Below are 24,076 nucleotides of genomic sequence, written 5' to 3'. Positions count from 1 at the left end.
CCATCCACGAGGTTTGCGACCCATTTTGGGGATGCCGCACCCGCATCGGAGCCGCAGCGTGCGCCTCAGTCGTCGGACTCTCCCCAAATTCGGGTATACGCCCCAGGAGCGCGTGTCGGTCGCGCACCGGCTTCCTACATTTCGGGTATGGGGAATACGGGGAGACGAGGTGGATGGTCGCTCCCCGCCCTACCTCCGTACCCGGCCCTCGTCTGGACCCCGCGGAGCACCGTCATCGTCGTGGCGACGGTCCTGACCCCGCTCCTCTGCATCCTCGTCCTCGCACCGGAGCTCCGGTCGACCAACGCGGTGGCCACGGTCAGCCAGGTCCTGGTCTTCCTGGCCGTGCTCGGCGCCGCGGCCCTGCTCTGCGTCCAGTACCGGCTCACGGAGTCGAACGTCGTGGGTTGGATGACGCTCGCGGTCACCCTGTACGCCGTGCAGGGGGTCGCCCAAGCCGGGCTGCGGGCCGCCGGGGGCGACATGTTCTTCGACCGGGCCGGCTGGATCGTCGTGATCGACGTCCCGGCCGCCCTGGTCATCCTCTGCTGCCTGCGGCTCTCGGACCGGGTGGGCCACGCGGTCGACCCGATGGGCGCCGGCCTGATCCTCGGGCTGCTCTTCGCCGGAGTCAGCCTGGCCGCGACCCGGTGGGGCGGCGATCTCCCCACCAGTGCGCCGGCGGGGGTGGCCGCGCAGATCACCCTGGTCGTGGTCGGGGCCGGCATCGCCCATGCCGCCTACCGGCTCGGGGGGGTTCCGCACTGGTCCACCACCCGGCTCGGCCTCGGAACGATCGCCCTGGTGGCCAACCGCGTCGCCAGCCTGCAGGACGTCCACACCGCCCTGAGCGACACGATCGCCGTCGTCACCGGCGTGGTCGGCGCCGTGCTGATCGGGTGCGGAGCCGCCGCCGGGCTGCGCCACGCGGTGCAGGAGCAGCACCACTCGTTGATCGCCATGTCCGACCAGGTGAGCACGATGGAGGCCCAGCAGCGCGACGTCCGCGCCCGCTTGCACGAGATCACCAACTCGCTGGCCGGCATCGTGATGGCCTCGAGCCTGATCCACCAGCAGGACAAGGTCCCCGTCGGCAAGCGGCGCCAGCTCGAGCGGATGCTGGCGTCGGAGGCCAGCCGCCTGTCCCGCCTGCTGGCCGCGCGAGGCGGCGCCGCGTCCGAGCCGGCCCCCCAGCAGGACCCCCACGACGACGGGCCGTCGTACGTCGACCTCGACGAGGTCATCTGGCCCCTCGTGACCGCCCAGGAGGCCCAGGGGCGGCACGTGGAGTGGTCGCCCACGGGCCACCGTGGCATCGGTGACCCCGACGCCGTGGCCGAGGTCATCAGCATCCTGCTGGACAACGCCGCCAGGCACGCGCCGGGCGCACAGTCCGCCGTCGAGGTGACGCGGAACGGCGACACCGTCGAGGTCATCGTCCGCGACGACGGTCCCGGCATCCCGGCGGAGGTCCGCTCCCGCCTCTACGAGTGGGGCAGTCGCGGCCCCGACTCACGCGGCCAGGGCATCGGGCTCCACCTCGCCCATCGCCTCATGGCCTCCACCGGCAGCTCGCTACGCCTCGAGACCGGGGCGAGCGGCAACACCTTCGTCATCAGCATCCCCGCAGCCAAGGAGACTCATCCGTGCCCACCGTCCGAGCCGCTCGACCCAACTCACGTGTCCTCATCCTCGAGGACCACCTCCTCTTCGCCGAGTCACTCGAGCTCGCCCTGAACCTGGAGGGGTACGCCGCACGGCGCCTGCCCCTGCCCACCTCCCCCACCGGGACCGGTCAGCTGCTGACGACCGCGCTCCGCATGGGACCGCGGGTCGTGCTCCTCGACCTCGACCTGGGTCCCTTCGGCGACGGGGTGCGACTCATCCATCCGCTCGCGCTGTCGGGTGCCAACGTGGTGGTCGTGACAGCGTCGCCCGACCGGTACCGGTGGGGCGAGTGCATGCGTCACGGCGCCCGCAAGACGATGTCGAAGACCCAGCCGCTCAACGAGATCCTCGGCGTCGTGCGTCGCATCCACGACGGGCTGCCCGTGGTGGACGCACGCGAGCGCGACGAGCTCATCCGGGGCTGGCACGAGCACCGCAAGGGCGTGCAGGACGAGCGGCAGCGGCTGGAGAGCCTCACCCCCCGCGAGAGCGAGGTCCTGGCGAAGCTGATGGCCGGCATGCCGGTCCGTGACATCGCGCGCGACAGCGTCGTGTCGGTCGCCACCGTGCGCACCCAGGTCAAGTCGATCCTGTCCAAGCTCGCGGTCTCCTCGCAGCTGGCGGCGGTCGGCATGGCACACCACGCCGGCTGGCACCCCGCGCTCCGGGCGGCTCTCAGTACGCCCCCCGGTGCCCCAGGACGGCCTTGACCGTCCGGCACAGGATGCGCAGGTCCAGCGCCGGGGACCAGTTGTCGACGTAGTGCAGGTCCAACCGGACCGTCTCCTCCCAGGTGAGGTCCGACCTGCCGGAGACCTGCCACAGACCGGTGATCCCCGGGCGAACCGCCAGTCGCCGGCGCATATCGTCGGTGTAGACGGCGACCTCGTCGGGCAGCGCCGGGCGCGGTCCGACCAGTCGCATGTGTCCGAGGAGCACGTTGAGGAGCTGCGGCAGCTCGTCGAGTGAGTACCGGCGCAGCCACCGCCCGCGCGTCGTCACGCGCGGGTCGCTGCGCATCTTGAAGAGCACCCCGTCAGCGTCGTTCGCCAGCTCATCGGGCGAGGGCGGGGCGAGTCCCATCGTCCGGAGCTTGTAGATGGTGAAGGTCCGCCCGTCCTGCCCGACGCGCTGCTGCCGGAAGATCGCGGGCCCCGGCGACTCCCGCCGGATGGCGACGCACAGTACGGCCAGCAGGGGCAGCAGCACCAGCAGTGCCACGGCGGCGACGCAGCGGCCGGTCACATCGACGAGGACGGCCCTGCCGCCGGCCCGCTGGACCCCGTGCACCCGCACCAGCGGCAGACCGTCCACGTCGGTCGCCTCCAGCCGGGACGCGGTGACCCCGACCAGCCCGGGGCCGACGTACAGCGGCAGGCGCGCCGCCTCCAGGGACCACTGCAGCCGGCGCAGGCCAGCTGGTTCGAGTCCCGCCTCGGGCATCACCACCACCGCGCAGGCTCCGATGCGGGCGGCGTACGACGCGATGCCGTCCGCGGGGACGGACGTCACCCCCGGCGTCTCCGCTGCGTCGGCGACGGAGTCCACGCGCACGGACACCACGGACAGCTCCGGGCCGGTGCGTCGCTCGAGCGCCGCCACGGCGTGCCGGCGCGCGTCGTCACCGATGACGAGCACGCGCGGGCGGCCACGGACGCCGCGCGTGCCTGCGGCCCACCAGACCATCGCACGCGCCAGGAGCGAGGCCCCCGTGCACGCCGCGGCGGTGAGGAACGCGTGCCCGGGGGTGTAGCGGGGACCCAGGACCACCGACAGGGCAGATCCCGCGAGCGCCACCAGGGCGCCGGCGTGGACGAGCCGACGCGCCGCGTGGCCCAGCGTCCCGACCGGTGCCGTCGCGGTCGCGCGCGCCGCCTGCAGGGCCACGCACCAGCACAGCGGGATCGCGACGGCCAGCACCGGAGTCGGCGCCGGGACCAGCGTCCGCGACAGCACCAGCGCCGCGAGCGCGGCCGACAGCAGGTCCCACAGGGGCAGGGAGCGCGGCCCGGACCAGGGCACGGTCCCCGGCCGCGCCGGCACCAGTCGCGGCGCGTCGCGCTCGTGCGCCCCCGTGACCCTGACCGTCGCCTCGGTCACGGCCTACCACCCCATATGCCCCTCGTGCGAGCGCTCACCTCGATCGACCTTCCCTCCAGACCGCGCCATCCTGGCGAGCGAGCCGGCCCGGCGGCGCCCCTGCGAGGACTTTCCCCACTTGTGGGGAGGGCGGAGGAACGGGGCAGGCGTCCCTGGCGGCACGGGGGGCAGGGGGGTAGGGCGGGCCCCCCGATTCTGCGGAGCAAGGACCTTGTCGCGACCAGTTCCGCGGAGATACCCCTCCCCGGCGGGGGAAATCGTGGTTCACAACGCCTGTTTTGCGTTTTATTGTCGGATCTGTGCCTCCATGTGCTGGGATCCGGGTTCCTTGACGAGATAGGGGGTCACGATGGAATGCATCGCGAACCTCATGCAGTGGCAGTGCGGGCTCCTCGCCCGCGACCTGCGGCGTGCGCCGCTGCTCCGCGTGCCGCGAGCCCCGCGAGGTACCGGGTGGGGCCTGGGCGTGCCGACCCTCGCCGTGCTCCCCCTGGTCCTGTGCGCCGCCCTCCCCGCTGCCCTCCCCGCCGGCGAACCCGCCCCGCGGTCGGCCCCGGACGAGCTCGCCGAGCGCCGGCGCCTGCTCGCCCGGGCGAGCGCCGCGGAGGCGGCGCTGGCGCGGTCGCAGGAGCGGCTCCACGAGCTGCGGGCGACGCTGGCGGGGCTACGGCTGTCACACCAGCTGCTCGTCGATCGGCGCGCGCGGCTGTCCCGCCCCGCCCGGCGGCGACTGGAGCGGCTGCACAGCGCGGAGCTGGCGCGGGTCGAGCGGCTCCTGTCGACGGCCGACGCCTCCGCCGAGACCGCCGTGTGCCTGGACGACATCGTCGGGCCGATGGTGCAGACCATCGCGCTGCGAGGGTGCGACGTGCGGTGGCGGTGCACCGGCTCGCTCGCCTACGCACGAGCCGACGACCTCACCGAGATCCTGCACATCCTGCTCGACAACGCCGTCCAGCACGCCCCCGGACGAGCCGTCGTGGTCGAGACCGCCGTACGCGGCCCGTGGGTGGAGCTGCGGGTCCAGGACGAGGGCCCCGGGGTCCCCGAGGCGCTCTCGGCGGTGGTCTTCGACCGCGGCACCCGCGCGGTCGACTCCTCGGGAGAGGGCATCGGCCTCCATGTCGCCCGTCGGCTGGCCCAGGAGGCCCGCGGCGACCTCTGGTTGGAGCCCAGCTCCCCGTTGGGTGGCGCGGAGTTCGTGCTGCGGATCCCCGCGACGTCAGGACCGGCACCGTGCCTGCCAGCCGGCGCCTGACCCGCATCACCATCGTCGAGGACCACACCCTCTTCGCCGAGGCGCTCGACGTGGCACTCACCCTGCAGGGCTACGACGTCCACCGTCCGGCGCCGTCGGAGCACGCACGGCCCTCCCACGAGCGGCTGCTCGCCGAGATCCTGCGCTCACGGCCACGGATCCTCCTGCTCGACCTGCACCTGGGGCACGGGCTGCACGGCGTACCGCTCATCCGGCCCTGCAGCGAGGCGGGCGTCGCCGTCGTCGTGGTGACGGGCAGCCTCAACCCCGGCGGCTGGGGGGAGTGCCTGCTCCACGGAGCTCTCACCGTGCTGCCCAAGTCCACCCCCCTGAACTCGATCCTCGCCACCATCAGGCGGATCCGCGAGGGGCGCACGGTGCTGCCCCGCGAGGAGCGCGCCCGGCTCGTCGACGAGTTCCGCACGCAGCAGCAGCAGCAGGCAGAGAGCCGGGCCCGGCTGGCCAGCCTGACCGCGCGCGAGCGCGAGATCCTGGCGCAGATGATGGAGGGCCGTCAGGTGCGCCAGATCGCGCAGGACTTCGTGGTCTCCGAGGCCACCGTGCGCACGCAGGTCAAGTCCATCCTCGCGAAGCTCGGTGTCTCCTCCCAGCTCGCGGCGGTGGGGATGGCACTGCGGACGCGCACACCGGACGCGGACACGCACTACTCCCGGGAGGGCTGAACAGGCGGCCTCATCAGGGTGCGCGGCTATGCTCCAGGGAAAGAGCGAACGAGCATGAGCCTTCTTGGGAGCCGCAGATGGCATCGCGCGCTGATCTCAAGATCGGCCTGCTGGGCGACCTCGTCGTACGCAGGCCGGATGGCAGCCTCGTCGAGCGCGCCGAGTGGTCCACGGGCAAGACCATGGACCTGCTCCGGATCGTGGCGCTCAGCGGCAACCAGGGGGTACGGCGGACCAGCCTGACCGATCGGCTGTGGCCGCACGCCGGCCGGGACCGCGCTCTCGCCAGCCTGCGCACGGCCAAGAGCCAGATCCGGCGCGCGACCGGCATGGCCTGCCTGGTGCGGCAGGGGGACGCGATCCGGCTGGTCGGGGCCTGGGTCGACGTCGCGGTGTTCCTGGCCGAGGCGAAGCGGGTGCACTCGCTGGCTCGCGACGGGCTGCACTCGCGCGCCGTCGACCTCGCGCTGGCGGCCGATCGCCACTACCGAGGCGACTTCCGTGCCTACGACGACGAGAGTGCGTGGGCCAGGTCCGAGCGCGACAACCTCCGAGAGACGCGCAAGACCATGTCCGGCCAGGCGGCCGACTCGGCCCTCGCCATCGGCGAGCTGCACCGGGCCCTCGCGTTCGCCGAGACCGCGGCGCGCATCGACCCGATGTACGAGACGGCCTGCCGTGCCCGGATGACGGCCTACGCACGGCTCGGCGAGGTCGGCAGCGCCCTACGGGTCTACGAGGCGCTCCGCGCCGGCCTGGCAGACGAGATGGGCGCCGACCCGTCGACGCTGACCCAGGAGCTCCACCTGCGCCTGCTTCGCGCCGACGCCACCTGACGTGCCCGACGTTCAGACCTCGGCCGACGTGGTCTCGGCCTCCGCCCTCGAGCGCAGGATGCAGAACTCGTTGCCCTCGGGATCGGCCAGCACGACCCACCCCGTGCCCGGCCCGTACGTGCCACGCAGGTCGGCCACCTCGGTCGCGCCGGCCGCGAGCAGTCGTGCCAGCTCCTCGTCCCGGGTCCCGGTGCGCGGGCGCAGGTCGAAGTGCAGCCGGTTCTTGCCGGCCTTGACCTCCGGCACCTCGATGAACAGCACCGCGTGCCCGGTGTCCGGGTCGAGGATCATGCACTCCTCATGGCCCGGGAGGTTCGGGTCGCCGGGCACGTCGACGTACCCCAGCACCTGCTTCCACCACTGGGAGAGCTCGTAGGCGTTCGCGCAGTCCACCGTCGTGTGCGAGATCAGCGAGGTCATCTCCCCACCCTCGAGGGCGCCGCGCTCCCCCGCAACCGGAAACCCCGACCGACGGGTCAGCCGGCGGAGGTGACGCCGTGGCGCTCGATGAACTCGAGGATCTGGTCGGCGAGCTCGGGGCGGCAGACGATCAGGTCGGGCAGGTAGACGTCGTCCTGGTTGTAGAGGAGCGGGGAGCCGTCGATGCGGCTGGTGAAGAGGCCGGCGGCCTGCGCGACGGCCACGGGAGCCGCCGAGTCCCACTCGTACTGGCCGCCGGCGTGGACGTAGGCGTCGGTGACGTCGCGGACCACGGACATCACCTTGACCCCCGCCGAGCCCATCGGGACCAGCTCGGCGCCGATCTCCTCGGCGAGCCGCTCCACGAACGCCGGCGGCCGGCTGCGGGACACCGCGATCCGCGGCCGCTCCGAGGTCGACGGCGCGACGACGGGAGGCTGCCCGGTGTTGAAGGTCTCGCCCAGCGCCGGCTGGGCGACCGCGCCCGCGGTGAGCTCGCCGTCGTGCTCCCCGTCGGGGGTCCGCTCCCAGAGCGCGACGTGCACGGCCCAGTCGTCGCGCGGCGGCTCGGAGAACTCCCGGGTCCCGTCGAGGGGGTCGATGATCCAGACGGCATCCGCCTGCAGGCGGGCCTTGTCGTCGGCGCCCTCCTCCGAGAGCACCGCGTCGTCGGGCCGGTGCTCGGCGAGCAGCTCCATGAGCAGCTCGTGCGCCGCGGCGTCGCCGGCGTCCTTGAGCTCCTTGCCCTCGAGCCCCTGCGTGCGTACGTCGAGCAGCTTGCGGCCCGCCTCCTGCGCCAGCCAGGTGGCCAGCACGTGGTCGTCGGTCGCTGCGGCGTCGGGGGGTGTCGTCGGTTCGAAGGTCACCGCGCCACCCTAACGATCGGTCCGGCTGGGAGGCAGGGAGAGGCCGGGGTCCCGAGCCGGTCAGCTGTTGTAGCGCTGCTGGGCCTTCTCCAGGCCCTCGAGGATCAGCGACTCCACCGCGTCGGCGGCGGTGTCGACCTGGAAGGGCAGCTCCTTGCGCTCGACCTTGCTGTAGTCGGACAGCACGAAGTCGGCGACGTCCTGGCGACCGGGCGGACGGCCGATGCCGGCGCGCACCCGGTAGAAGTCGCCGGTCCCGAGGGAGGAGCGCAGGGACTTCAGCCCGTTGTGGCCGTTGTCGCCGCCGCCGAGCTTGGTCCGCAGGGTGCCGAAGTCGAGGTCGAGCTCGTCGTGGATGGCCACGATCCGCTCGGGGGGCACCTTGTAGAAGGTGGCCAGCGCCTTGACCGGGCCGCCGACCTCGTTCATGTACGAGCGTGGCCGGGCCAGCACGACTCGGGGGCCCTCGGTGCCCGGGGGCCCGAGGCGACCCTCGACCACGTCGGAGCGGCCGGTCTTGTGGGCACGGAAGGACGAGCCCAGCCGCCGAGCCAGCTCGTCGAGGACGAGGTAGCCGACGTTGTGCCGGTGCCCGGCGTACTTCTCCCCGGGGTTGCCCAGCCCGACCACGAGCCAGAGATCGGCTGTGGTCACGGCTGGGCCCTCCTCGGGATGTGTCTCAGCGGCGCTGGAGACCGGTGCGATGAGTCGGCCCAGGAGCCACCTGAGCCGACGGATCACTCGCTGTCGGTCTCGCCCTCGGCGGGAGCGTCGCCCTCGGCCTTCTCGGCGGAGGCGGCGGCGTCCTCGTCGGACTCCTCGCGCTCGATGCCGGCCTCGGCCTCGGCCTCCTCCAGCTCGGCCTCGAGGGCCTCGGCGGAGACCTGCTCGGTGACGTTGACCATCAGGGTGTCGGCGTCGACCAGGAGGGTCGAGCCCGACGGGAGCTTGAGGTCGGAGGCGAGGATCTGGGTGCCGGCGACGGCGCCCTCGATGTCGACCTCGATGAACTCGGGGATGTGCGTGGCCTCGGCCTCGAGCTGGACGGTGGTGTTCTCGGTGACGACCAGCGTCTCGCGGACGGCCTCGCCGACCAGGTGCACGGGCACGTCGACGGTGACCTTCTCGCCGGTGCGGACCGCGACGAAGTCGATGTGCTCGAGCGTGCGCTTGATCGGGTCGACCTGGACCTCGCGGGTCAGGGCCAGCTGCGTAGTGCCCTCGATGTCGAGCTCGAGCAGCGCGTTGGCGCCGCCGTGCTTGAGCGCCATCATCGTGTCGTGGCCCGGCAGGGTGATGTGGATGGGGTCGTTGCCGTGGCCGTAGACCACGGCGGGCACCTTGTGCTCGCGACGGATGCGGCGGGCCGCGCCCTTGCCGAACTCGGTGCGGGACTCGGCCTTGATCTTCTCTGCGGACATGGTGATCTCCTCGGTACGTCGGTGGCGTGTGGGCCGGGGCGGGAAGCACGAAAGCCGCGCGACAGCGCGGCTTTGACGGCCGGCCCTGTCGATCACGGAGCTGGGAGGCTCCCTCGCCGAGGCAACTTGCCGATTCTAGACAAGAGCCGAGGCGGGACGCGAATCGCGACGCGGTCGTGCGTACGCTCGCGGAGTGTCCCTCACCCTCGACGAGGCCCGCGCCCGGGCCGCGGCTCTCTCCGGCGTCTCCTACGAGATCGACCTGGACCTCACCGACCCGGCCGCCGGCACCTTCGGCTGCCGCACGACGGTGCGCTTCGCCGCGAGCGCGCCCGAGACCTTCCTCGAGCTGACGGACGCCACCAACCTCACGGTGATCGTCAACGGCGTCGCCACCGCCCCGTCGTACGACGGCCGCCGGATCGCGCTGTCCGGCCTGGCCGAAGACAACGTCGTGACCGTCGAGGCGCGGGTCCCCTACGTCACCGACGGCGACGGGATGTACCTCTTCACCGACCCGGCCGACGGCGAGACCTACGTGTCGGCCTACTGCGGCATGGACATCGCCCAGCGGGTGTTCGCCTGCTTCGACCAGAACGACCTGAAGGCGACAGTGGCGCTGTCGGCCACGGCCGACCCCGCCTGGACGGTCCTGGCCAACGGCCGCGTCGCGGAGCGGGACGGCGAGCACTGGCGGTTCGCCCGGACCGAGGTGTTCGCGATCCCGATGTTCGTCGTCTGCGCCGGTCCGTGGCACTCCCGCACGTGGGAGCACGCCGGGCTGCCGTTCGGCTGGCACGCCCGGCGGTCGTTGGCCGCCGAGCTGGATCGCGACTTCGACGAGCTCCGCACCACGACGCAGGCGTGCTTCGACCACTACGGCGCGCTGTTCGACGAGCCGATGCCCTACGACAGCTACGACCAGGCGTTCGTGCCGGGCCAGAACTGGGGGCCCTGGAGTCCCCCGGGTGCGTCACCTACCGCGACGAGTTCCTCCCCCGCGGCCGGGTGAGCGACCTGCTGCGGCTGCGGCGGGCCTCGACGATCGCGCACGAGATGGCGCACATGTGGTTCGGGAACCTCGTGACGATGCGCTGGTGGGAGGACACCTGGCTGCAGGAGTCGTTCGCCGACTACATGGGCTACCGCGTCGCCGCCGACGGCGCGGGCTACGCGGGCTCGCTGCTGGCCCACGAGCTCTCCCGCAAGCCCAACGCCTACATCGCCGACGAGCGCCGCTCGACGCACCCGGTGGCGCCGGAGGCCGAGGACGTGTCCGACGTGGACGCGGCCTCCACCAACTTCGACTCGATCAGCTACTCCAAGGGCAACTCCGTCATCCGCCAGCTCGTCACCTGGCTGGGCGACGAGGCGTTCCTGGCCGGGGTCAACGCCTACCTGAGCCGGCACCGACTCGGCAACGGCACCCTGGCCGACTTCATGGCCGCGCTCGACGCCGCCTCCGACCGCGACGTCGCCTCGTGGGCGCAGGTCTGGCTGCGCACGACCGGCTTCGACACGATCCGGGTGGAGCGCGACGGCGACGTCCCCGTCGTCATCCGGGACGGCCTGCGCCCGCACCGCCTCCGGCTGACGTCGTACGACGCCGGCCTGGTCGAGCAGGAGAGCCGGCTCGTCGACGTGGCGGACCGACCGGTGCGCCTCGACGACTGGGCCGGCCGGGTGGTCGTGCCCAACAGCCACGGCGAGACCTACGCCCGGATCGTGCCCGACCCGGTCTCCTGGTCGGCGCTGACCGAGCGCCTCTCGGACCTCGACGACGACCTGGTCCGCGCGATCGTCTGGGCCGCCTCGTTCGACCTCGTGCACACGCGGCGCCTGGACCCGGCCGACTACCTGGCGCTGGTGCGCCGCCACCTGCCACGGGAGCGGCACGTCACCGCGGTCGCCACCGTGCTCGGCCGCACCCTCGACTCGGTCGTGCCCCTGCGCGTCGCCGCCGCCGATGCCGCGGAGACGATCGACCTGGTCGCCGAGGCCTGCACCGAGGGGCTGGCCACCGTCACCGACCAGCAGCTGCTCATCGAGCTCACGCGCGGGCTGGCCCGCACCAGCCGCGACCACGCGCTGCTGCGCGGCTGGCTCGCCGACGGGCGCACGGAGCGGGGCGTGGACCTGGACCCGGCGACGCGCTGGAGCGTGGTCGCGCGCCTGGCGGAGACCGGCGCGATCGGCGCCGACGAGATCGAGGACGAGCGGCGCCGCGACCGCAGCATCGACGGCGAGCTCGGCGCCGCCCGGGCACTGGCCGCCCGGCCCACCGTCGCCGCCAAGGACGAGGCCTGGGCCGCGGCCACCGAGGACGACCGGGTCTCCAACCGGCGCTACGAGGCGCTCATGCACGGCCTGTGGTCACCCGAGCAGGCCGACCTCCTCACGCCGTACGTCACCGCCTACTGGGCTGTCAGCCCGGGCATCGCGGAGCGTCGGGGCCAGGCCTTCTCGCAGGTGGTGCACCGCGCCTTCCCCGCCCTCGCGCTGACCACCCAGCAGGTGGCCGAGCTGGAGACGGCCCTCGCCGGCGACCTCCCCACCGTGCTCCGGCGCGGCTGGGAGGACCGGCTCGACGACCTCACCGCGGGTGACCCGACGGCGCGAGCGTGACCCGCCTGCGCGCGCTCGCCCTCGCCGTGGTCGTCGCGGCCCTGGTCGTCGGCGCCGTGGTCTGGGGGCGACCCGACGACGCCGCTCCCCCACGCAGGCAGGAGGCCGCGCCCGAGCCCGTGGCGCGGGTCGCCCCCCGCCTGGAGGGGCAGGTCCTCGACACCATCGGCGTCGCGTCGCTCAACGCCTGGCTGGTGCTGGGCGAGCCTGGCGCACGGGCCGACTGGGACCGCGCCACGTCCCATCCGGAGATCGACCTGATCGGGTGGCAGGAGGCCAGTTCCGAGGCGTGGGCGCGGCTCTACCCCCGCTATCGCGCCCGCGGCTGGGAGACCTGGCACCGCGCCGGCGCGGACGGCCCCGAGGCGCTCGCCGTCAGCTGGCGCCGCCGCGTCTTCAGCCTGGTCGACGCCGACTACGTCCGGGTCCACGACGCCAGTCCGCCCGGTGCATCGGACGCGCCGTTCCCCGTCAAGTGGGTGCTGCAGGTCTCGCTGCGCCACCGCGCGAGCGGGATGCTCGTGACGGTGCTCAACACCCATGTCAACCACACCGTCGAGACCGGCCACGGCTGGGAGAAGAACCTCAACGCCGTGATGGCCCGTCGCCACTACCGGGTGCTGACGCGGATGCTGGACGAGGCTCCGGGCGACGTGGTCATGAGCACCGGCGACTACAACTGGGACTACGCCGACGACACCGAGTACCACCCGCGCGGGGGCATCGGCCAGACGGTCGACCGTCGCAACCAGTCGTCCTACGAGGCCCTCGGCCTCGACGGCGTCGAGGCCACGCTGCGCACCCGCTGGATCGACTACGTGTGGCTGGCCGACCGCTCCGTGCGGCGGCCCGACGGGCGGGGCGTCGCGCAGTTCGCGCGCCACCGCAGCCTCAACGGCTTCCGCAGCGACCACCGGCCGCTGCTCGCCGTGATCCGGCTCTACGCCGCCACGAGCTGACGCACCGCGCCGACGATCAGGCGTGCCCGTCGAACATCGACGTGACGGAGCCGTCCTCGAACACCTCGCGGATCGCACGCGCGACGAGCGGTGCGATCGACAGGCAGGTGAGCTTGTCGAACTCGCGGTCGTCGGTGAGCGGCAGCGTGTTGGTGACGACCACCTCGGTGGCCGGGGAGTTCTTGAGGCGGTCGACCGCCGGATCGGACAGGATCGCGTGCGTGGCGGCGATGACGACGCCCTTGGCACCCTCGTTCATCAGCGCCTCGGCGGCCTTCACGATGGTGCCGCCGGTGTCGATCATGTCGTCCACGAGCACGCACATGCGGCCCGCCACGTCGCCGACGACGCGGTTGGCGACGGTCTCGTTGGGGCGGTCGGTGCGGCGGGTCTTGTGGATGAAGGCCAGGGGCGCGCCGCCCAGCCGGGCCGACCAGCGCTCGGCGACCTTGATCCGCCCGGCGTCCGGCGAGACCACGGCCATCTGGTGGGTGCCGTACTTCTCGAGCACGTAGTCGGCCAGGATCGGCAGCGCCATGAGGTGGTCGACCGGGCCGTCGAAGAAGCCCTGGATCTGGTCGGCGTGCAGGTCCACGGTGATCAGCCGGTCGGCGCCGGCGGTCTTGAACAGGTCGGCCATGAGCCGCGCGGAGATCGGCTCGCGGCCGCGGTGCTTCTTGTCCTGGCGGGCGTAGCCGTAGAACGGCATGACCACGGTGATCCGCTGGGCGCTCGCCCGCTTCAGGGCGTCGACCATGATCAGGTGCTCCATGATCCACTCGTTGATCGGAGCGGTGTGGCTCTGGATCACGAAGGCGTCGCAGCCGCGGACGGACTCCTCGAAGCGCACGTAGATCTCGGAGTTGGCGAACTCGTACGCCGACTGCGGGACCAGGTCGGTCTCGAGGATGGTGGCGACCTCTTCGGCGAGCACGGGATGCGCCCGGCCACTGAAGATCATGAGGTTCTTCTCGGTGGCCCGCTTCATTCCGGTCACGATCTCGTGCTCCTGGCTCGCGGAGGGGTGTCACACCAATTCTGGCGCGTCCCCCGTGCTCAGCCCAACTCGGGGTCCTCTTCTGGAGGCGTGACCTCCGTCGCGTCGCCCGATGCGGCCTCGGCGGCCCGCGCCTGAGCGGTGCCGGGGCGCTTGGCCTGCGCCCAGCCGGGCAGGTTGCGCTGCGGCCCGGCACTGACGGCCAGGGCGCCCGGCGGCACGTCACGCCGTACGACGGTCCCGGCGCCGGTGGCCGCGCCGTCGCCGACCTCGACCGGCGCCACGAAGGTGTTGTTGGAGGCCGTCTTGGCGTGCCGGCCGATCGTGGTGCGGTGCTTGGCGACCCCGTCGTAGTTGGCGAAGATCGTGCCGGCCCCGATGTTGGCGCCCTCCCCGATCTCGGCGTCGCCGACGTAGGACAGGTGCGGGACCTTGGCCCCCTCGCCGATGTCGGCGTTCTTGGTCTCCACGAAGCCGCCGATCTTGCCGCGGGCTCCGAGCTTGGTGCCGGGCCTGAGGTAGGAGAACGGGCCGACGGTCGCCTCCTGCCCCACCACGGCCAGCTCGGCGTGGGTGCGCACCACGCGCGCCCCGACCCCGATCTCGCAGTCCTTGAGCGTGCAGTCGGGGCCGATCACGGCGTCGGCGGCCACGACGGTGGCCCCGAGCAGCTGGGTGCCCGGGAGGATCGTGACGTCCTGGGCGAGCTCCACGTCGGCGTCGATCCAGGTGGTCTCGGGGTCCATCACGGTCACGCCCTCGCGCATCCACCGCCCCACGATCCGCCGGTTGAGCTCGCGGCCGAGGATGGCCAGCTCCTCGCGGTCGTTGGCGCCCTCGGTCTGCCACGGGTCGTCGATCGCGTGCGCGCCGACGGTGAGACCGGCATCGCGCGCCAGCTGGACCAGGTCGGTGAGGTAGTACTCGCCCTTGGCGTTGTCGTTGCCGATCCGCGGCAGCGCCTCGACGAGGAACGACGCGTCGAAGGCGAGGATGCCCGAGTTGATCTCCGCGATCTCACGCTCCGCGGGCTTGGCGTCCTTCTCCTCCACGATCGCCTCGACGTCACCGTCGGCGTCGCGCACGATCCGGCCGTAGCCGAACGGATCGGCCACGACCGCGGTGAGCACGCTGACGGCGCGCTGTGCCGCCTCGTGCTCGGCCGCGAAGGCGCGCAGGCTCTCGCCCTGCAGCAGCGGGGTGTCACCGGTCGCGACGATCACGGTGCCGTCGCCGAGGTCCTCGAGCGCCTCGACCGCGACCCGGACGGCGTGGCCGGTGCCGCGCTGCTCCTCCTGCACGGCGAGGACCGCGTCGGGCATGAAGTCCTGGATGTGCTGTCCGACGGCCTCGCGCTGGTGGCCCACGACGGCCACCACCTGGTGCGGCTCGACCGCGCGCACGGCGTTCAGGACGTGCGCGATCATGCTGCGCCCGGCCACCGGGTGCAGGACCTTCATGGTCTTGGACTTCATCCGGGTGCCGCCACCGGCAGCAAGGACGATCACGGTCACGGTGCTGGACAAGACTGATCCTCCGGGTCGGCGTCCGGCTCACTGTAGTTGGCGAGGCGCTCGCGGAGCCCTCGCGGTCCTGGCAGTGGTGGTCGCGGCGTGCCGCCGAGAGGAGCGGGTCTGCGGACACACCGGCCCGCGTCCGGGAGGGGGGACCGGACGCGAGCTGCGCGCGTCAGCGGATCTTGGACAGCGCCCCTGGCCCGAAGACCGGTCCGGTCACGTAGATCCCGCGCCGGTCCACGTCGACCCCGGCGGGGAGAGTCAGCCGGTCCGACGCGAGCTCCTTGACCCGTACCTGGTGGTGGCCTCGGATGAGGCGGTACAGCGCGCCGATCTCGGCTCCGGGCACCGGCTCCTCGGACTCCACGGCGAGCCAGCTGAGCTTGGACAGCGAGACCGCGTAGACCGAGCGGTGGTCGGCACCGAGGTCGACGATCGACGTCAGACCGTCCGCATAGCGGGTGCAGCGTCCGTGCCGCGGGTCCTCCGGGTCGCATACGGCGTCGACCGAGCCGGGCTTGATCCGCCAGATCTGGGAGGTGCCGGGTGTGGCCGGGAACCCTCGCAGCTCACCGACGTACCAGTAGCCGTCGGGGCCCACCGTGACCGAGGTCGCCACCCCCTCGCTCGGCACCTGCTCCTCGGGCAGGGGCACGCCGTCGGGTACGTCGACCACGCGCGGCTTGAGCCGGGCCACGGTCTTGACCGTGCCGTCGGGCCACCAGCGGAGCAGGTCGTTGCCGGCCGCGTCGGCGATCAGGACGCTGCCGTCCCTGAGCGCGGCGAGCCCGAACGGGTTGCTGTCGGCGGGCAGGTTCTCCAGGTCGTCGGGATCGGGGTCACCTACCTGGTAGGCGGCGACGTCGAAGACCGGCTTGGGAGCGTCGTACCCGTGCCGCCACTCGTAGAGGGTGGCGGCGCCCGGAGCCTGCGGGCTGCCGGGCTCGCCGCTGGCTCCGGTCAGGAGGTAGATGCGGCCACGTCTGCCGGCCGCGATGGCAGGGGGGAACCCGCCCGGGACGCTGCCAAGCTCGGTCACCCTGGGGTCGCGGTGGCGGCGTTCGACGACCAGGCTGAAGCTGCCGTCCGTCTCGGTGACCAACGTCTTGCCGCGGCCGAGTGCGTCGACCCCGCGCGGGCCGTCCAGCCCGTCGACGACGGTGCTCAGGCGGGACTGGTGATGGTGGTGGTGATGACCTCCTCCGGCGGCTGCCGGAGCGAGGGTGGCGACCAGCACCGCCGTGGTCGCGATGGTGGTGTTCCTGACGAGCTTCCTCATGCGTGTCTCCGATGATCGGGCCTGCTCCTGCCTCCCCCCGCGACACGCAATACCGGAAGGGGCGCACCCGTCATCCCTCAAATGAGGGACGTGACCTCAGCGGGGACGCACGGCTCCCCAGGCGACGCCGAGCTCCAGCATCGACCCGACGCCGAAGTGGCTCATGGCCTCGGAGAGCCGGCGCCGCCCGGTGCGCTCGGAGATGCCGAGGGCCCGCGCCGCCGCCTCGAGGGTCGCGCCGCCGTTCATGAGGGTCAGCAGCGGGTCCCAGGTCGCGGCGCCGCTGTGGACGGGAACCGCCCGCTCCCACATCCGCTCGAACATCCAGCTCGCCATGCCGGCGACGGCCCGGTTGCGCACCGACATCACCGAGGTCGGCCACCGCTCCCCCCACACCAGGGGCAGCGCGACGGTCGTCTCGTCGGTGATCCAGAACCAGCCGGGCGGCTCCGCCATGAGCCGGATCTGGACCCCCGCCTCCATCTCCTGGGCGATGCGCTCCTGGGCGGCGGGATGGGTCCCGTCGGCGAGCGAGGCGATCACGCGGGCGTGGCGGCCCTCGCCCTGGGTCGCCTCGTGCCACACGCGCTGCATGGCCGGGTCTGCGACGTAGAGCGGAGCGGCGTCGGGCAGCACCACGTCGGTGCGCAGCGAGGGCTCCTTCGCCTGCTTGACGTGCCAGAGCTCGACCACGGCCTCGGGGCCGTGGAAGACGTCGACGTCGGCGAGCTGCTGGCCGGCCTCGCCGGTGTCCCACTCGCGCGCGAGGGCCGGCAGCTGGCCCACGACCTCGGCCAGGTCCGCCAGCCGGCGCAGCACCTCGGCGCTGAGGTCGCTCGACCGCCGGCGTACGACGTCGGCGACGACCTCCTCGGGCGCGGTGTAGCGCACGTGGTCGCCCTGGACCGCGACGTAGCCGTCGGACTGGAGCCGTTCGAGGTCCTGGCGGACGGCGGTCTCCTCACGCACGGCGAGTGCCGCCAGCTCCGCGACGGTGCGCGCCCGTGACCGGAAGCCGATCCCCAGCAGCTCGAACGCCTGACTGTCGGGGGAACCGCCGAGCCGGTCGAGAGACATGGGGTGATCGTGACATGCCGCCAGCAAAGCCGTCGGTTGCGACCCTCGGGTGGCCGTCGTCTGCCATGACAGGAACCGGCCAGGCCGATCGCTGCCATGGCCGGTTTCGGACACCCATCTCGCGGCTTCGGCCCGCAAGATCCGTGTCACAAGCACTTCATCTCTGGAAGGACCCTCCATGCTCGCTCATCGTGCGCACCCGCCGCGCCGCCTCGCCGCGGGGCTCGCCTCGGCCGCCGTCCTCACCGCGGGCCTTGCCTGCGCGGGCACGTCCCACGCCGCGGAGCCCACCGGGCTCCCGCGCACGATCGGCTTCCAGCCCGGCGACCTGGCGACGACCGCGTCGGACGTCTACGCCCTGGGCGACATCGACACCGACGGGTCCTACGAGGAGCGCGAGGCCCGCGTGGAGGCCATCGGGTCGGGCGCCTCCGTCCGCCTCGGCGCCGACACGCAGGCGGGCGCGATCAGCGCCACTCCCGACGGCGGGACCCTGTACGTGCTCGGCAGCCGGCCGGCCGGGGACTGGTCCGCCAACACCCTGTGGACCGTGAACGCCGCCACTATGCAGGTCACCGACACCGTCACCGTCGAGGGTCAGCCCTACGCACTGGCAGCGGGCGCCGCCGGCGCCTACGTCGCCTACACCGGGATGAGCGGGACGGCCGTGTCGGGCGGCGTGCTGTCGACCGAGGTCCCCGGCAACCTGCAGGCCAACCACCTCGAGGTCCTGCCCGGCGCCGGAGGCACCGAGGCGCTGATCCTCGGGGCCACCGACTACGACGAGTCCGGCGGCGTCCCCACCCTGCGCACGATCACGGCAGCCGGGGTCAGCGAGCGCATCGTGCTCGGTCCGGACGACGACCACCGCGGCTTCATCACCGGCCTGGACGTGGACGAGGCGCGCGGCCTCACCTACGCCGTCACCGCTCACACGGGCGAGGACGGCACGGACTTTGGGCTGAACATCATCGGCGCCGGCGTCGACCGCTACGTCCCGCTCGGCGCCGGTCAGCTCTCGTCCGTCGATGTGTCGCCCGACGGTGAGACCGTCTACCTCTCCGGCCACTGGGTCTCCGCCCACGACGTCGACGCCCTCGAGTCCTACACGGAGGAGAACCCGGCCCCCGGCAGCACCCTGCCCGGCGGCGCCTCGATCGGCGTCGTCGAGGTCGCGCCCAGCGGCCGCATCTACGTCGCGGGACAGGACCAGCTCGAGGACGGCAGCACCGTCAACCGGATCCACGCCATCGAAACGCCGGGCGCGCCCACGAGCCTCACCGCCACGGCCGACGAGGAGTTCCCCGGCTCCGTGACCGTCACCTGGGCCCCGCCCGCGGACGTGGGCGGGGTGGACCCCGAGTCGCTCACCTACCCGATCACCGTGCAGGACCGGGCCGGCGGAGCGCCGGTCGTCGACGTCGCCTACGGCAGCGACTACGAGCTCCAGGACCTCGAGGTCGGCCACACCTACACGGTGAGCCTGGCCGCCCGCAACGGCGCGTTCGTCTCCGCTGCCGCCACGACGACGGTCACCGTGAAGGCCCCCGTCGCGGCCCCGTCACGGATCGCCGTGCGTGGCGAGTCCGAGGTCGGCTCGAAGCTCACCGTCGCCAACACCGGATCGTGGACCTCGGGCACCACGCTCAGCTACGTGTGGACCAACGACCGCGACCAGGTCGTGTCCAGGTCCTCCTCGCTGACGCTGACCAAGGCGCACCTCGGGCGCCGGATCTACGTCCAGGTCACCGGCACCAAGGCCGGCTTCGCGCCGGTCACCGTGTACGGCTCCCTCGGCGGCAAGATCGTCAAGGGCACCCTCGTCTCCCGGATGCCGAGCGTCACCGGAGCGGCGAAGGTGGGCAAGAAGCTCAGCGCCAAGACCGGCGCCTGGACCCCCGGCACCGCGTTCAGCTACCGCTGGACCGTCAACGGCAAGGTGATCAAGGGCGCCACCGCCAGCACGCTGAAGCTCAAGGCCGCTCAGGCCGGCAAGCAGATCCGCGTGGTCGTCACCGGGACCAAGCCCGGCTACCGGCCCACCACGAAGACCAGCAACCCCACCGCCAAGGTCAAGCGCTAGGGGCTGCGCCGCGACGGTGGCTCCGCGTCTTCATGGGGGGGATGCGGAGCCTCCGTCGCATTTTCGTCGAGGACGCCGCGTCGACGAGCTCCCCGGGTAGGAGTCGAACCTACGTCGCTAGTCCTGATTCAAAGTCAGGCGGGCCCTGCCGGCAGACCAACCGGGGATAGGCGACCTAGGTTAGAGCCCCTACCCCTCGAGTGCTGCGCCGACCGCGGCGTCCAGGGCATCCGCCGTGTCGCGTGCCTGCGCCTGCCGTTGGGTCGCGTCACCGGGTGTCGGCGTCTGCACGAGCTGGAGTCGGACGACGAGGTTCTCGTCGAGCAGCAGGTCGGCGAGCCGGACGGAGTCGTACTCCACCGCCTCGTACCGCGTGCCGCGGGACCACCACCCCTCGGGTGCGCTGACCACGGGCTCCGCAAACCCGATGAAACCGTCCTCACGCTCGCCGAAGGTCTGCTCGTACTGGTCGCTCGCCTTCTCGGTGACCCGCACGCCCAGGTCGACACGAGAGTCCTCGGTGCGGATCACGCAGACCGCGGTCAGGTCCTCGTCGTCGCCGCTCAGGGTCTCCTCGACCTTCGCGGTGATCCCGGCCTCGGCGACGATCTCGTCACAGAACCCGTCCTGCGGCACCTCCCACCCAGCGGCAGCCTCCTCGCGTGGCTCGGTGGGCTGGTCGTCACAGGCCGCTGTGGTGGCGGCTCCCGCCAGCACGAGAGCGATCATCATTCGCCGCATCCGCACTACCTCGGCGCGCTCTCGTGGTGCCAGCCACCGGGCGACACGTGACCGTCGGCCATCAGCCTGGGCCGGCGCGGGTAGAGCAGGTGCTCGGTCTCGGCCTGTGCCAACAGCGTCCGGGTCGACTCGATCCTCTCGTCGAGCGCGGTCCAGTTGGCCCGCACGCGGGACCGGATCGTCTCGAGGTGTCCGAACAGCTGCTCCACGCTCTCCTGGGCGGAGGTGACCGTGAACTCCTCGGTGTCACCCTCCTCGACATTCTCTGCCGCGAACTGCAGCAGGGAGCTCGTCGCGCCCGCGGCGGCCGCGGCCCCGGCGGCGAGGGTCAGCGAGGTGCCTCCGGTGGGAATGGCGGCGATCACGCCGGCGACGGTCGCCCCGATCAGCAGCACCTCCTTGGTGCTGGTGCCGCTCGTACTGTGCGAGGCCTGTCGTTGCTCCAGCTGCTCGTCGAGCGCAGCCTTCGCGCTGAGCACCAGGTTCATGAGGCTGTGCTGGCCCAGGTGCACGATCGCCTTGCTGCCGGCGAGCCCCATGCAGACACTCTCTGCGGCGTAGACCTGGGTGCCGACGCTCGCCTCGACCTGGCGGTAGTAGTCCGCGAACTCGGTCGCCGCCTCACCGTCCCAGTCGCCGAGGCTGGAGAGGCTGGCGAAGTCGTCGCGCACCAGGATCGACAACGGCTCGGTGATCTCGCTGCGCATGCTCTGCACGGCGTCCCCGAACGACGAGGGAACCGGGCGGATCATGTCCTCGGTGATGGTCCGGAAGGACTCCGCTGCGGCTCTGCCCCACCCGCGCCCGGTCTCGGCGATCTCGTCGGCGAGCTTCTGTGCAGCTCCGAAATGGATGGGCCCGACATCCCCCTGGCCCTCCGAGGAAGCGTCCCCCAGCTCGGTGAAGATCCCGAACTGGAACCGGTGGTGACGCCCCACGTCGACCATGGTCCGGTAGCCACTTGGGGACGCGCCGCCCCTGTCGTCCATCGCGTCGCGATCGCCCAGCTTAAGGGTCTCGTCGACGGCCCACAGGTCACCGAGCAGGTCGCCGACGTCGTTGAGCGCGGCCTCGAATGCGCCACGCGAGTACCCGTCGCTCATGACGTCTTCTCCTGGTCCATCGAGCCCTCCATCGCGTCGACGACCTCACCGAGACCATCCTGGAGCGGATCGATGACGCCGCTCCTGACACCGTCAACGGCATCGTCGACCTGGCCCTCCAGCCAACCGAACGGCCATGGGGTCTCCGGCTCAGGAGCCTCGAGCGACGGCGCGGCGTACGGGGTCGAGTAGGGCGCGTCGCTGCCCGGCGGCACCGGCACCTGTGGGGTGGGCGCCGAGAGCAGGGGGTCGGCGGCGGCAAGCCGGTTGAACTCGGCACTGGCCGCCTCGTCCGTCTGCGCGAAGTCGGTCGCGACCTGCACCAGCGCGGCCCCGATGTCGCGCATGGTGATCGACGTGTCCCGCAGCGCGAAGTGGAGCTGCTCGCGGATCGACTCGACGACCAGGACCGAGCGCTCACGCCCGACGCTGTCGGCGAGAAACTGGGTCCGTTGGGCGAAGTCGTGGGCGGAGCTGGCCCACCCGCTGAACAGGGCGGCCTTCTCCGGGAAGGCGACCCGGCCCGCGGTGTAGAGGTCGTAGAGGTCAGCACCGAAGTCCTTGCCCGACCCCACGTCGCGGGTGTCGCTCGGGTCGTACGGCGCCTGGTAGCCCGGCTGGTTCGGGTCGTTGCGGCCATTGCCGTCTGACATGGCGGCTCCCTTCATCGCCCATACCATCCCCCACCTCTCGAGGTCCAAACCGGACCGTGACGGGCTAGCCTCGGCGCGTGGACCTGCCCGTGATGCCGCCCGTCCAGCCGATGCTCGCCAAGGCCGTGAAGGGCGTGCCCGACCCGGCCAAGTACGGCGAGCTGGTGTTCGAGCCCAAATGGGACGGCTTTCGCTGCCTGGTGTTCAAGGACGGCGACGAGGTCGAGCTGACCAGCCGCAACACCAAGCCGCTGACCCGCTACTTCCCCGAGGTCGTCGAGGCGGTCAGGGCGCAGCTGCCGCAGCGGTGCGTGGTCGACGGGGAACTGTTCGTCGCGAGCATCTCCCCCGACGGCGACCGCCTGGAGTTCGAGGTGCTGCAGGAGCGCATCCACCCGGCCGCCTCCCGGGTCCGGCTGCTGAGCGAGACCACGCCCGCCGGGCTCGTCGTCTTCGACCTGCTCGCCCTCGGCGACACGTCCTACGTCGACCGGCCGCTACGGGAGCGGCGCGCGGCGCTGGAGGAGTCGTTCGGCGACCTGGCCGGGCCCTGCTACCTCACCCGCACCACGACCGACCCGGCCGTGGCCGAGGAGTGGTTCACCCAGTTCGAGGGTGCCGGGCTGGACGGCGTGATCGCCAAGCCGCTCGACGCGCCGTACTCGCCGAACGGGCGGACCATGATGAAGGTCAAGCACGAGCGCACCGCCGACGTCGTCGTCTGCGGCTACCGCGAGCACAAGACGAGCACCCCCGAGCGACCGCTGCTCGGCAGCCTGCTGCTCGGCCTGTGGGCCGACGGCCACCTGCAGCACGTTGGCGTCAGCGCGTCGTTCACCGAGGCCCGCCGCGCCGAGCTGTTGCAGGAGCTGCAGCCGCTGGTGTGCGACATCTCCGAGCACCCGTGGTCGGCCTGGGCCGGCCCGGAGTCGGCGCAGGCGATCGCCAACCCCGACCGCGTGCCCGGCACCCAGAGCCGCTGGAGCGCGGGCAAGGACCTGAGCTTCACGCCGTTGCGGCCAGAGCGCGTGCTGGAGGTGAAGTACGACGCGATGGAGGGCCGCCGCTTCCGGCACACCGCCCACTTCAAACGGTGGCGGCCCGACCGCGACCCGGAGTCGTGCGGCTACGAGCAGTTGGAGCAACCGGTGCGCTACGACCTCGCTACTGTGCTCCGTGGGGTCCCGACCGGCTCGGGACCCGACGACTCCATGGGAGATACAGATGGCTGACTACGACGTCGTGCTGCTCGTCGAGCAGGAGCTGACCGCGGCCGACGCCGCCCAGGTGCGCTCGCTCCACGAGGGGCTGGACGACCCGGTGACCTACCACGTGCTGCTGCCGCTCGAGGACGCCGCGGCCCGCATCGAGGCGTCGATGGGCTCGCTCTCGGCCGGCGAGATGCTGGCCTCCCCCGCCATGGCGATGAGCGACGTGGACCTGGACGCCGTGCGCAAGGACTGCGAGGACCGCTCCGCGCGCGAGCTGCACAGCACCGTGGCTGCCCTGAAGGCGGCCGGAGCCATCGTCGGCAGCGCCACCGTGGTCAGCGACCCGCCCATCGACGCGCTGGCCGCGAAGGTCGCCGAGGTGGACGGGCGCGAGGCGATCATCCTGACCCGTCCGCATGTGGTGGCCGAGTTCTTCCACCTCGACTGGACCAGCCGCGCCCGCCGCAAGATCGGCGTCCCCGTGCTGCACCTGCTGGAGCGCGAGACATTCGACGAGCAGGCCGGCGGCACCGGCGAGGGTGTCACCGGCATCTGAGCGCGCGCCCCGTGGATAGCATC

Annotated in this window: 23 protein-coding genes and 1 tRNA gene; 11 read left to right on the top strand and 13 right to left on the bottom strand. The window is 72.3% G+C overall.

All coding sequences use genetic code 11. From position 1 onward, the window contains the following. Positions 1 to 240: 240 nt before the first annotated feature. Positions 241 to 1,737, top strand: coding sequence for a sensor histidine kinase (locus LQ940_RS03395; protein ID WP_231244412.1), 1,497 nt, complete (start codon positions 241 to 243; stop codon positions 1,735 to 1,737). Beyond that, positions 1,647 to 2,378 (top strand): LuxR C-terminal-related transcriptional regulator, encoded by a 732-nt coding sequence (locus LQ940_RS03390; protein ID WP_231244413.1) that lies wholly within the window; start codon positions 1,647 to 1,649, stop codon positions 2,376 to 2,378. Before LQ940_RS03395 ends, LQ940_RS03390 begins: the two co-directional genes overlap by 91 nt. On the opposite strand, the gene LQ940_RS03385 is transcribed toward LQ940_RS03390, so the two are convergent. Next, positions 2,344 to 3,768 (bottom strand): exopolysaccharide biosynthesis polyprenyl glycosylphosphotransferase, encoded by a 1,425-nt coding sequence (locus LQ940_RS03385; protein WP_231244414.1) that lies wholly within the window; start codon positions 3,766 to 3,768, stop codon positions 2,344 to 2,346. The two genes, LQ940_RS03390 and LQ940_RS03385, sit on opposite strands and share 35 nt — an antisense overlap. Positions 3,769 to 4,117: 349 nt before the next feature. On the opposite strand from LQ940_RS03385, the gene LQ940_RS03380 reads away from it, so the two are divergent. From LQ940_RS03380 to LQ940_RS03370, 3 genes are all read left to right on the top strand, one after another. Further along, on the top strand, positions 4,118 to 5,026 hold the full coding sequence (locus LQ940_RS03380) for a sensor histidine kinase (protein WP_231244415.1): 909 nt from the start codon (positions 4,118 to 4,120) through the stop codon (positions 5,024 to 5,026). Next, a complete protein-coding gene (locus tag LQ940_RS03375) occupies positions 5,005 to 5,709 on the top strand; it encodes a LuxR C-terminal-related transcriptional regulator (protein ID WP_231244416.1) in 705 nt (234 codons plus the stop codon). Before LQ940_RS03380 ends, LQ940_RS03375 begins: the two co-directional genes overlap by 22 nt. Before the next feature lie 77 nt (positions 5,710 to 5,786). Further along, positions 5,787 to 6,545 carry an AfsR/SARP family transcriptional regulator gene (locus tag LQ940_RS03370; RefSeq protein WP_231244417.1) on the top strand — a complete coding sequence of 253 codons (759 nt, stop codon included), beginning with the start codon at positions 5,787 to 5,789 and terminating at the stop codon, positions 6,543 to 6,545. Positions 6,546 to 6,557: 12 nt separating this feature from the next. Here the strand turns inward: LQ940_RS03370 and LQ940_RS03365 are convergent, their stop codons facing one another. The 4 genes from LQ940_RS03365 to LQ940_RS03350 form a co-directional block, all read right to left on the bottom strand. Further along, complete coding sequence (locus LQ940_RS03365) at positions 6,558 to 6,965, bottom strand: VOC family protein (RefSeq protein ID WP_231244418.1); 408 nt, start codon at positions 6,963 to 6,965, stop codon at positions 6,558 to 6,560. A gap of 56 nt (positions 6,966 to 7,021) precedes the next feature. Further along, positions 7,022 to 7,831: a 3'(2'),5'-bisphosphate nucleotidase CysQ gene (locus LQ940_RS03360; protein ID WP_231244419.1), complete on the bottom strand. Its 810-nt coding sequence runs from the start codon at positions 7,829 to 7,831 to the stop codon at positions 7,022 to 7,024. A gap of 60 nt (positions 7,832 to 7,891) precedes the next feature. Continuing rightward, positions 7,892 to 8,485, bottom strand: coding sequence for an aminoacyl-tRNA hydrolase (gene pth, locus LQ940_RS03355; RefSeq protein ID WP_231244420.1), 594 nt, complete (start codon positions 8,483 to 8,485; stop codon positions 7,892 to 7,894). A gap of 83 nt (positions 8,486 to 8,568) precedes the next feature. Next, positions 8,569 to 9,252 carry a 50S ribosomal protein L25/general stress protein Ctc gene (locus LQ940_RS03350; protein WP_231244421.1) on the bottom strand — a complete coding sequence of 228 codons (684 nt, stop codon included), beginning with the start codon at positions 9,250 to 9,252 and terminating at the stop codon, positions 8,569 to 8,571. 193 nt (positions 9,253 to 9,445) lie between these two features. Here LQ940_RS03350 and LQ940_RS03345 point away from each other — a divergent pair, with 193 nt between their 5' ends. From LQ940_RS03345 to LQ940_RS03335, 3 genes are read left to right on the top strand one after another with little or no spacing between them, the layout of a single operon-like run. After that, positions 9,446 to 10,264, top strand: coding sequence for a hypothetical protein (locus LQ940_RS03345; RefSeq protein WP_231244422.1), 819 nt, complete (start codon positions 9,446 to 9,448; stop codon positions 10,262 to 10,264). After that, the gene (locus LQ940_RS03340; protein WP_231365093.1) at positions 10,198 to 11,877 is read left to right on the top strand and encodes a M1 family aminopeptidase; all 1,680 of its coding nucleotides are present in this window, start codon (positions 10,198 to 10,200) and stop codon (positions 11,875 to 11,877) included. Before LQ940_RS03345 ends, LQ940_RS03340 begins: the two co-directional genes overlap by 67 nt. Continuing rightward, positions 11,874 to 12,836: a hypothetical protein gene (locus LQ940_RS03335; RefSeq protein WP_231244423.1), complete on the top strand. Its 963-nt coding sequence runs from the start codon at positions 11,874 to 11,876 to the stop codon at positions 12,834 to 12,836. The genes LQ940_RS03340 and LQ940_RS03335 overlap by 4 nt, the downstream gene beginning before the upstream one ends. Positions 12,837 to 12,852: 16 nt before the next feature. On the opposite strand, the gene LQ940_RS03330 is transcribed toward LQ940_RS03335, so the two are convergent. The 4 genes from LQ940_RS03330 to LQ940_RS03315 all read right to left on the bottom strand — a co-directional run bounded on the left by LQ940_RS03330 (position 12,853) and on the right by LQ940_RS03315 (position 17,706). After that, positions 12,853 to 13,833: a ribose-phosphate diphosphokinase gene (locus LQ940_RS03330; RefSeq protein ID WP_442939783.1), complete on the bottom strand. Its 981-nt coding sequence runs from the start codon at positions 13,831 to 13,833 to the stop codon at positions 12,853 to 12,855. A 59-nt stretch (positions 13,834 to 13,892) separates the two neighbouring features. Then, positions 13,893 to 15,359, bottom strand: coding sequence for a bifunctional UDP-N-acetylglucosamine diphosphorylase/glucosamine-1-phosphate N-acetyltransferase GlmU (gene glmU, locus LQ940_RS03325; protein WP_231244425.1), 1,467 nt, complete (start codon positions 15,357 to 15,359; stop codon positions 13,893 to 13,895). Between the two features lie 163 nt (positions 15,360 to 15,522). Beyond that, a complete protein-coding gene (locus LQ940_RS03320) occupies positions 15,523 to 16,629 on the bottom strand; it encodes a ScyD/ScyE family protein (RefSeq protein WP_231244426.1) in 1,107 nt (368 codons plus the stop codon). Between the two features lie 96 nt (positions 16,630 to 16,725). Next, complete coding sequence (locus tag LQ940_RS03315) at positions 16,726 to 17,706, bottom strand: hypothetical protein (protein WP_231244427.1); 981 nt, start codon at positions 17,704 to 17,706, stop codon at positions 16,726 to 16,728. A 178-nt stretch (positions 17,707 to 17,884) separates the two neighbouring features. Here LQ940_RS03315 and LQ940_RS03310 point away from each other — a divergent pair, with 178 nt between their 5' ends. Then, complete coding sequence (locus LQ940_RS03310; RefSeq protein WP_231244428.1) at positions 17,885 to 19,789, top strand: fibronectin type III domain-containing protein; 1,905 nt, start codon at positions 17,885 to 17,887, stop codon at positions 19,787 to 19,789. Between the two features lie 88 nt (positions 19,790 to 19,877). On the opposite strand, the gene LQ940_RS03305 is transcribed toward LQ940_RS03310, so the two are convergent. The 4 genes from LQ940_RS03305 to LQ940_RS03290 form a co-directional block, all read right to left on the bottom strand. Then, positions 19,878 to 19,956: transfer RNA gene (locus LQ940_RS03305), tRNA-Gln, on the bottom strand. A 22-nt stretch (positions 19,957 to 19,978) separates the two neighbouring features. After that, positions 19,979 to 20,521 (bottom strand): hypothetical protein, encoded by a 543-nt coding sequence (locus LQ940_RS03300; protein ID WP_231244429.1) that lies wholly within the window; start codon positions 20,519 to 20,521, stop codon positions 19,979 to 19,981. Positions 20,522 to 20,535: 14 nt separating this feature from the next. Next, positions 20,536 to 21,633 (bottom strand): hypothetical protein, encoded by a 1,098-nt coding sequence (locus tag LQ940_RS03295; RefSeq protein WP_231244430.1) that lies wholly within the window; start codon positions 21,631 to 21,633, stop codon positions 20,536 to 20,538. Then, complete coding sequence (locus LQ940_RS03290; protein ID WP_231244431.1) at positions 21,630 to 22,286, bottom strand: hypothetical protein; 657 nt, start codon at positions 22,284 to 22,286, stop codon at positions 21,630 to 21,632. Before LQ940_RS03290 ends, LQ940_RS03295 begins: the two co-directional genes overlap by 4 nt. A 77-nt stretch (positions 22,287 to 22,363) precedes the next feature. Here LQ940_RS03290 and LQ940_RS03285 point away from each other — a divergent pair, with 77 nt between their 5' ends. Beyond that, the gene (locus tag LQ940_RS03285) at positions 22,364 to 23,518 is read left to right on the top strand and encodes an ATP-dependent DNA ligase (RefSeq protein ID WP_231244432.1); all 1,155 of its coding nucleotides are present in this window, start codon (positions 22,364 to 22,366) and stop codon (positions 23,516 to 23,518) included. Next, positions 23,511 to 24,053 carry a hypothetical protein gene (locus LQ940_RS03280; protein WP_231244433.1) on the top strand — a complete coding sequence of 181 codons (543 nt, stop codon included), beginning with the start codon at positions 23,511 to 23,513 and terminating at the stop codon, positions 24,051 to 24,053. Before LQ940_RS03285 ends, LQ940_RS03280 begins: the two co-directional genes overlap by 8 nt. The last annotated feature ends 23 nt before the right edge of the window (positions 24,054 to 24,076 follow it).

This window comes from Nocardioides sp. cx-173 (assembly GCF_021117365.1).
In the GTDB taxonomy this organism is placed as follows: Bacteria; Actinomycetota; Actinomycetes; order Propionibacteriales; family Nocardioidaceae; genus Nocardioides.
This window is presented reverse-complemented; position numbering and strand designations above follow the sequence as displayed.

Excerpts from the sequence above, each read along its gene's own strand:
- LQ940_RS03310 (WP_231244428.1), top strand. The coding sequence starts at position 17,885 with ATGCTCGCTCATCGTGCGCACCCGCCGCGCCGCCTCGCCGCGGGGCTC.
- LQ940_RS03315 (WP_231244427.1), bottom strand. The coding sequence starts at position 17,706 with ATGTCTCTCGACCGGCTCGGCGGTTCCCCCGACAGTCAGGCGTTCGAG.
- LQ940_RS03295 (WP_231244430.1), bottom strand. The coding sequence starts at position 21,633 with ATGAGCGACGGGTACTCGCGTGGCGCATTCGAGGCCGCGCTCAACGAC.
- LQ940_RS03350 (WP_231244421.1), bottom strand. The coding sequence starts at position 9,252 with ATGTCCGCAGAGAAGATCAAGGCCGAGTCCCGCACCGAGTTCGGCAAG.
- LQ940_RS03380 (WP_231244415.1), top strand. The coding sequence starts at position 4,118 with ATGGAATGCATCGCGAACCTCATGCAGTGGCAGTGCGGGCTCCTCGCC.
- LQ940_RS03300 (WP_231244429.1), bottom strand. The coding sequence starts at position 20,521 with ATGATGATCGCTCTCGTGCTGGCGGGAGCCGCCACCACAGCGGCCTGT.
- LQ940_RS03320 (WP_231244426.1), bottom strand. The coding sequence starts at position 16,629 with ATGAGGAAGCTCGTCAGGAACACCACCATCGCGACCACGGCGGTGCTG.
- LQ940_RS03290 (WP_231244431.1), bottom strand. The coding sequence starts at position 22,286 with ATGTCAGACGGCAATGGCCGCAACGACCCGAACCAGCCGGGCTACCAG.
- LQ940_RS03370 (WP_231244417.1), top strand. The coding sequence starts at position 5,787 with ATGGCATCGCGCGCTGATCTCAAGATCGGCCTGCTGGGCGACCTCGTC.
- LQ940_RS03280 (WP_231244433.1), top strand. The coding sequence starts at position 23,511 with ATGGCTGACTACGACGTCGTGCTGCTCGTCGAGCAGGAGCTGACCGCG.
- LQ940_RS03365 (WP_231244418.1), bottom strand. The coding sequence starts at position 6,965 with ATGACCTCGCTGATCTCGCACACGACGGTGGACTGCGCGAACGCCTAC.